The organism is uncultured Meiothermus sp. (assembly GCF_937863175.1).
Lineage (GTDB): Bacteria > Deinococcota > Deinococci > Deinococcales > Thermaceae > Meiothermus.
This window is the reverse complement of sequence record NZ_CALMCQ010000283.1, coordinates 1-7,048: the sequence shown is the minus strand read 5'-3', so window position 1 is coordinate 7,048 and position 7,048 is coordinate 1. Positions and strand designations below refer to the sequence as shown.

At 56.8% G+C, this 7,048-nt stretch carries 6 protein-coding genes; 3 read left to right on the top strand and 3 right to left on the bottom strand.

Translation table 11 applies throughout. From position 1 onward, the window contains the following. Both wecB and Q0288_RS10695 read right to left on the bottom strand, forming a co-directional pair. On the bottom strand, positions 1 to 875 hold an 875-nt coding region (wecB, locus tag Q0288_RS10700), incomplete at its 3' end, for a non-hydrolyzing UDP-N-acetylglucosamine 2-epimerase (protein WP_299430236.1). A gap of 101 nt (positions 876 to 976) precedes the next feature. Continuing rightward, the gene (locus Q0288_RS10695) at positions 977 to 1,543 is read right to left on the bottom strand and encodes a TetR family transcriptional regulator (protein WP_299430234.1); all 567 of its coding nucleotides are present in this window, start codon (positions 1,541 to 1,543) and stop codon (positions 977 to 979) included. A gap of 709 nt (positions 1,544 to 2,252) precedes the next feature. Between Q0288_RS10695 and Q0288_RS10690 the strand changes: the two genes are divergently transcribed. From Q0288_RS10690 to Q0288_RS10680, 3 genes are read left to right on the top strand one after another with little or no spacing between them, the layout of a single operon-like run. Beyond that, entirely contained in the window at positions 2,253 to 3,887 is a 1,635-nt protein-coding gene (locus Q0288_RS10690) for a glycosyl transferase family protein (protein ID WP_299430232.1), read from the top strand. A 55-nt stretch (positions 3,888 to 3,942) separates the two neighbouring features. Beyond that, positions 3,943 to 5,757 carry a polysaccharide deacetylase family protein gene (locus Q0288_RS10685; protein ID WP_299430230.1) on the top strand — a complete coding sequence of 605 codons (1,815 nt, stop codon included), beginning with the start codon at positions 3,943 to 3,945 and terminating at the stop codon, positions 5,755 to 5,757. A 27-nt stretch (positions 5,758 to 5,784) separates the two neighbouring features. After that, complete coding sequence (locus Q0288_RS10680; RefSeq protein ID WP_299430228.1) at positions 5,785 to 6,831, top strand: glycosyl hydrolase; 1,047 nt, start codon at positions 5,785 to 5,787, stop codon at positions 6,829 to 6,831. Here Q0288_RS10680 and Q0288_RS10675 read toward each other — a convergent pair. Next, on the bottom strand, positions 6,814 to 7,048 hold a 235-nt coding region (locus Q0288_RS10675; RefSeq protein ID WP_299430226.1), incomplete at its 5' end, for a hypothetical protein. The two genes, Q0288_RS10680 and Q0288_RS10675, sit on opposite strands and share 18 nt — an antisense overlap.

The window sequence follows — 7,048 nt, the reverse complement described above, 5'->3', positions numbered from 1 at the left end:
GGCACCCCCAGGGTGGCCCCGCTCTCCTGTACCCCCCCGGAGTCGGTCACCAGCAGCGTGGAGCGTTTCATCAGCCCAGCCATCGCTCCAAATTCCAGCGGCTCCAGCAGCTCAAAGTTGGGTAGACCCTGCAGTGCGGGATAGACCGCCTCGCGCACTGCCGGGTTCAGATGCACCGGATACACAAAGTGGCAGTCGGGATGGGCTCTGGCGACTCGAGCCAGGGCAGCCGCCAGTTCGCGCATGAAAGGCAGGTTTTCCCGGCGGTGCATGGTCACGCCCACGATGCGCTTGCCTTCCGGCAAGGGTGGGGGTGTACCGCGCCGACTGGCGTATAACACCGCGTCCACCTCGGTCTGACCGGTCACGATGATGTGCTGTGGGGGCTTACCCTCGCGCAAGAGGTTTTCTTTGGAAGTAGGGGTGGGGGGCAGATCCAGGTCGGTGAGCACATCGGTCAGACGGCGGTTGGCTTCTTCGGGAAAGGGCTCGAGCATATTGAAGCTGCGCAACCCGGCCTCCACATGGGCCACTGGAATATGCTCGAAGAAGGCCGCCAACGTCACTGCAAAAGAAGTTAGGGTATCGCCGTGCACCATCACATAATCGGCCTGCAATTCTTTGAGTTTATCCGCTGCGGCGGGCACGATGCGGCCCATTAGCTCGGGCAGGGTCTGGCGTTCGGTCATCACCTGCAGGTCGGTATCGGGCACGATGCCAAAAACCTGCAAGGCATCCTCGAGCTGCGTCCGGTGTTGTCCGGTAGAGAGCACGATGGTCTCAATCCCGGCCTGCTGGCGCATGGCAAAGATAACCGGGGCCATCTTGATGGCTTCGGGCCGGGTTCCAAACGCCAGCACTACCCGTTTATCCATGCTGTCTCCTGGCTACTGGTGTGAAAGAAAAAGCATCCATGTTGTCGCACCATAGTGTACACACTTCCCCAGGGGAGCCGAGGGTTTGCAGGGTTGGGTTTCTATTTTGGCCTGGCGGGTTTGGCCTGCAGCACATCCCCCAGTATGGCAAAGGTAGCATCCACGTGTGGCAGGAGAGCATCGTCTTGTTGATGGCTCCATTCATGCAGGGCTACATCCAGTGTAGCAATCGCAACCCAGGCCGTGAGCCTGGGTAGACCATCGGCGGTGGGGAGCCCCAACTTTTGAGCGCATTGTTCGGCCAGCAAAAATACCCAGGAGTCTAGAAGTCTGAGATGCCGGGCGCGGAGTGCCGGAGTTTCAAGTATCAACCGAATGCGGTTTCGCGCTAGCTCGACATCACCGGTGTGCAGATCCAGCCATGGCTTAAAGGCTTGCCGCAGCGAAACCAGCAGAGACTCGGCCTTAGGGCGGGTCGCCAGAAGGTGCACCATCTGCGCGCCTACTCCATCGAAATGGGCCAGGATCACATCTTCTTTGCTCGGAAACATATGAAAAAAAGTCCGCCGTGAAATTCCAGCTTCCCTGGAAATATCGTCCACGGTTGCGTTATCGTAGCCGTGTCGTAAAAACAGCTTAAGCGCAGCCTGATGGATCACCTCGCGCACAAGTTGCCTTTTACGCTCTTTGATTGAGGGTCTGGGTCTCTTTTCCATTACTGCTCTGGTGCACTCAAACCTTTTCTGTGCATTCATGCATACTGCCGTCATCATTTTATAGAATGTTCATAAATTTGCACTTTGCGAAGCACAATGCACTAAGTGTTGATTTTTGGATTACAATCCTGCTATACTATCGTTCCTGCATACTCAACTATGGGGTGTGCTATCAAGCAAGCAAGGGGGGAATTATGCTTACCAACTATGCTGTGAGGAGAGGATTATCCCTGGCACGGTGCAGGCAGCAAAGCCCTGCACGACTGCCACTAACCCTGCCCTATGTTAGGCCATTTCGCTTGATTTTGCATATCCAGGCCAACTAAGGTATCCGCGTGAGATTTGGTGATGGGTCAGGCTCGAGCACACTGGCGACGGGTGCAATTTCGCTACGATCTGCGGTCTGATAATCGTAAAGCACAGGCGATCGTTTAGCCGCTGTACGGTTGTCAAACCCAGGACACCAACTCCACCCCATCCAGATCGTTAAGCTGTGCCCTGCCGACCTGACCCTACCTAGTAAGGCCCATCCACTAATCTGTACAGCTACAGCGCAGTACCCAGTCGTATGACGAGCCTCATGCAGTGACAAATATACTCGGGAAACGCCGAGTCCGTTCTAAGCGTATCTGTCATTTACATACTGTAGGGAGGTATATAGATGTCCGAGCTTATCGGCGCAATACTGATATTGGTCTGCTTCGGTTATCTGATCGCCATCTTCGACGACTTAATCTTCGACCTGATCTATATCTTCCGGCGACGCCGCTTTCAACAGGCCAATCTCTCGACAGAAGCACTCGAGCGAGATAGCCCCAAGCGCATTGCAGTTATGGTGGCGGCCTGGCAGGAAGCTGGGGTGGTGGTCGAGATGGTGCGGGCGACGCTGCGACTGATGCACTATCCGGAAGATCGCCTCGAGTTTTTTATCGGCGTGTATTCCAACGATGAAGCCACTTTGCAAGAAGTGCGCGCACTGGCCAGGCACAACCCATATGTCCACTGTGTGGTCAACAGCAAGCCAGGGCCTACCAGCAAAAGCCAGAACCTCAACGAAATTTTTGCGTTTGTTCAAGACCTCGAAAATATTCGCAACCAGGATTTCGACATCATTGCCGTGCATGACGCCGAGGATGTAATTCACCCCTATACCTTCCGGCTGTATAGTGCGCTCTCGAACCGGCACGACATGGTGCAGTTGCCGGTGTTTGCACTGTTTCCCAGGCTGCCCTGGCATCGCTGGCTGAACCGGGTCATCGCCGGAACCTACGCCGACGAGTTCGCCGAGAGCCATCTGCACCACATGCCAGTGCGCGAGTCACTGGGTTTGTTTGTGCCCAGCGCCGGTACAGGTTTTGCTTTACGGCGTGGGGTGGTTAGTTTTTTGGCCGCCGAAGGCCCAGTTTTCCGCGAGGGTAGCCTGACCGAGGACTACGAGCTGGCCCTGCGGTTGTGGCAAAAAGGATTCCGGGTGCACTTCCACCTCCAGCGGCTCCAGCGGATAGACGATCGCGGGCGGGTTCGCACCGAAATTGTGGCTGTCAAGGAGTATTTTCCCTCCGAGATGCGGGCTGCCGTCAGGCAAAAAGCCCGCTGGATCTATGGCATCACCCTGCAAAGCCTCAACCTAATCAACCGCAAAAGGTTAACCCTCAAGGACCGCCTGGTGCTCTGGCGTGACCAGAAGGGAAAATACACCAATTTGATACACATCGTGGGCTACCCCCTGGCCCTGTACTCGCTCTTAAGCTACGCCTTCCACTGGCCTCATGCCGATCCACGGCTGATGCTGGTATTAAGCGGAGGCATCCTGACCATTACCCTCGAGCGGCTCCTGATGCGCTTTGCCGCAATCAACGCCATCTATGGAACCCGCGAAGCAGTAAGCGCTACCTTTGTGCTGCCGTTGTTCCCCCTGCGGTGGCTGGTGGCCAACATTATTAATGCCTTGGCGGCGTTGCGGGCCTGGCGGCTCTACTTCTGGCCCGCTCGAGGGGCCGTCAGAGGCACCGCTCCAAAATGGGATAAAACCGAGCGCAAGAGTTATGTGCCTGGGGAGGTACTGGAACCTGTGCGGCGCCGTTTGGGGGATGTCCTGCTTTTTTACGGGGATGTGAGCCCGCAAGTGTTGGCTCGAGCCTTGCGCGACAAACCCCAGGACACGCCCCTGGGCGATATCTTGCTGCGCGATCAGATTCTCGACCCTTACCGCTTGAAGCAACGGATTACCGAAACCCAGGAGCGGCTATGGAATGAAAAATATTCGCCTGCCCTAGCGATGGATTATAGCGACTGATTGTTGTTTCGCGTGCCTCGAGATTATCTGCCGGTTTGGCAAAGGAGTGGTTGATATGTGGGGAATTAGCTGGCGAGCTTCTGTTGATCAGTACGGCAAAGCCTTGTTCTTGTTGGGGGCTGGCCTGTTGTTTCTTGTTGCCTGTAGCTCCTCTCCAGGCCCTCGAGCCGAGGACAGCGGGGGAGGCGGTATCAGTGCACAGGCTGTAACATCGGTGCTGATTCTCTACCCTGATGGCCCCGGTGCTTTTGGTGAATCGAATGGCGTCTCGCTCCAGGCCAGGCCCAAAATTGGTTCGGTGCAACTCAAGCCCGGTCTGGCCAATGACAAGTCCACGCGTTCCAAAGGTAAGGGCAAAGACCAACGTGATCAGGTCGGAATGCAGTCCATGGGTGATGTTCAAACCCAGGCCTATTCCTATCCGGATGCGGCCCAGATTTATGCAATCATGCTGACCAACCTGTTGGGCCGCTATGCCGATGTGGTAGTAACACGTAAGGCCGTTTCCACCTATACCTCCGGAGAGGCCAACCAGTACTACCGCACTTTCTACATTGGCAGCACCTACGAAGACCCGGTTCCCGCGGCCCTGATCTCCGACATTATGGGCGGAGCCAAAGTCACCTGGTTCAACTACAATATCTGGCGGCTGGACAATGCAACCATTGGGGCTAGCCTGAGTCAGTTGGGACTGCGCTATGTGGCGCTTTTCCCCGAGTATCAGCCCGCGGAGTTTTCAATAGGTTTCAACAAGATTGACTATCGGGGTTATACCTTTAAGAAATACATCCCTGGGTTGCTGGAGGTTCCCATCGAGATGATGGAGGTGGCGGTCGAATCCCCCAGCGTGGTGGTGCATGCCTGGGCCAAGAACAGCGCTGGACGGCAAATTCCCTATGCACTGCAAAGCGGCAATTTCTGGTATGTTGCCGACAATCCCTTCACCTATATTCACGAGCAGGATCGCTACCTGATTTTTGCCGACTTGATTGCGCCCATGATGGGCCGCGACGTCACCTGCACACCCAGGGCACTGGCCCGGATGGAAGACCTCAGCCCCAACGACCCTGGCGCCGATCTGAGGCGTATGCTGGATGCCATTCGACGGGTCAACATTCCATTTCTAGCCACGGCAGTCCCGCTGTTCGTTAACAACAATACTGTCCCGGTAACCCAGATCGGCTGGACGCAGAACAGCGGTGCACTCGGTCAACTCCGCCGTATCCCCAATATTCGCGGCAGGATATTCCAACACGGCTACACCCACCAGTTTGAAAACCTTAAGAACCCTTTCGGTATCACTGGGGATGACTGGGAGTTCTGGCGGGTCGAACTCGATGCCAACGGCAACCGGATTACCAGCACACCCATTCCAGGCATGACTGCCGCCAGTGCCCTCCAGCGGATTCAGGCCGGGCGCACCATCCTGGTGAACCTCAGCACCCGGAGTGTCAACACCACCCCGGTGGGCTGGACAACCCCCCACTACGAGGCCGACCCAGGCTACTACACCACCTTCAACCAGGTCTACAACCGGGTGATGGAGCGTCGCATTTACCGGGTGGGTACGGTCATTGCGGGGCAGTTTTTCCCCTATCCGGTGCGGGATGTGAATGGCACTCTTATGCTCCCCGAGACCCTGGGCAGTGTGCAACCCAACTATCTGCTGCCCATGGTCGAGGAAGCTGCTCGAGCCAACCGGGTGTTACGTTGTCCCTGGGCGGGCCACTTCTTCCATGCCTACACCATTAACCCCGATTACACTGGCCCCAACGCTTATACGGTAGCCCAGTTTGAAGGCTTTCTGCGCTACGTGCGGGATACTCTGGGCTATACCTATGTAGACCCCACAGCCGTCACCACGCAGTAAGGGGCCGGTGCAGTTCCCACCAGGGCTATGCAAAAAAAACGTTTCCTGGCAGTTCTGTTGGTACTGGGGGGGTGTAGTATTGGCATCCTCCCGGTGCCGCCGGTTGGCCCCAACCCACCCCCGGCAAAGGGGATTGGTACTCCCCCAGCAGGTTCGTATTACCACGGGGTTTATCCGGGGCAGAAAAATCTGGAAGAGCACCAGATCACCCCGGCTGCGCTGGATGTGTATGAACAGGCCGCTGGACGCAAGGTGGCCTGGGTGTATTTTTCCAATGACTGGTTCGCCAGCCGGGCTTTTCCCAGGGATTCCGCCGAGTGGATACGGGACAGGAGTGCGGTTCCGTTCATCCGTTTGATGCTGCGCAGCAGCAGTGAGATTAATGTGGCTGAGCCACTTTATACCTTGCAGGCCATTCTGCGGGGCGACTTCGACGCCGACCTCAAAGCCTGGGGCCAGGCTGCTAAAGGTTTTGGTACGCCGGTTTTAGTAGAGTGGGGCACCGAGGCCAATGGACAGTGGTTTTCCTGGAACGGCAAATGGAACGGAGGCCCGACCCAGGGCCCCCAGCGGTTCCGCGACGCCTACCGTCATATCGTCCAGACCATCGAATCGGCAGGGGCCGATAACCTCACCTGGGTCTGGCATGTGGATGCCTACGATGATCCCGAGACCGAATGGAATCACCTGGAAAACTACTACCCAGGAGATGATGTGGTGGATTGGATTGGAGTCTCGGTCTATGGCGCCCAGGAACCCAGTGAAAACAACACCCAGACCTTTGCCGATGGAATGAATGCGGTCATGCCGCGCCTGGCCCAACTGGCTCCCAACAAGCCGGTGGTGGTGGCGGAGTTTGGGGTGACATCGGGGAACCCCAGAGTGGACGCTGTACAGTGGGCTGAGGCTGCGCTAACTGGGTTGCTTGCCAATCGGTGGCCGCAGGTTCGCGGTTTCTCCTGGTGGAACGAAGCCTTCGATCAGACCGAGATGCGGGTTCAGCAGATCCCTGGGCTGAAGGAGGTATTCCAGCAAAAACTTGGTACACCTCAGGTTCTAGATCACCCGCTGTGAGGCGCCTGAGGCAGTTGTCAACGGTTCGGATTGCAGCACTTTACGATAGAGCTCGAGCATCCGTAGGGTACGTACGCTTTCCACCTCCGACCGAGCGTACTCCCATGCTACCCGCCCCATGCGCTGGCGCAACTCGGGGTCGTGGTAAAGCCTGCGAATCCCCTCGGCAAACGCCTGAATACCTTTTTCGGGGGTCGTAACCGGTATCTTGACTGCG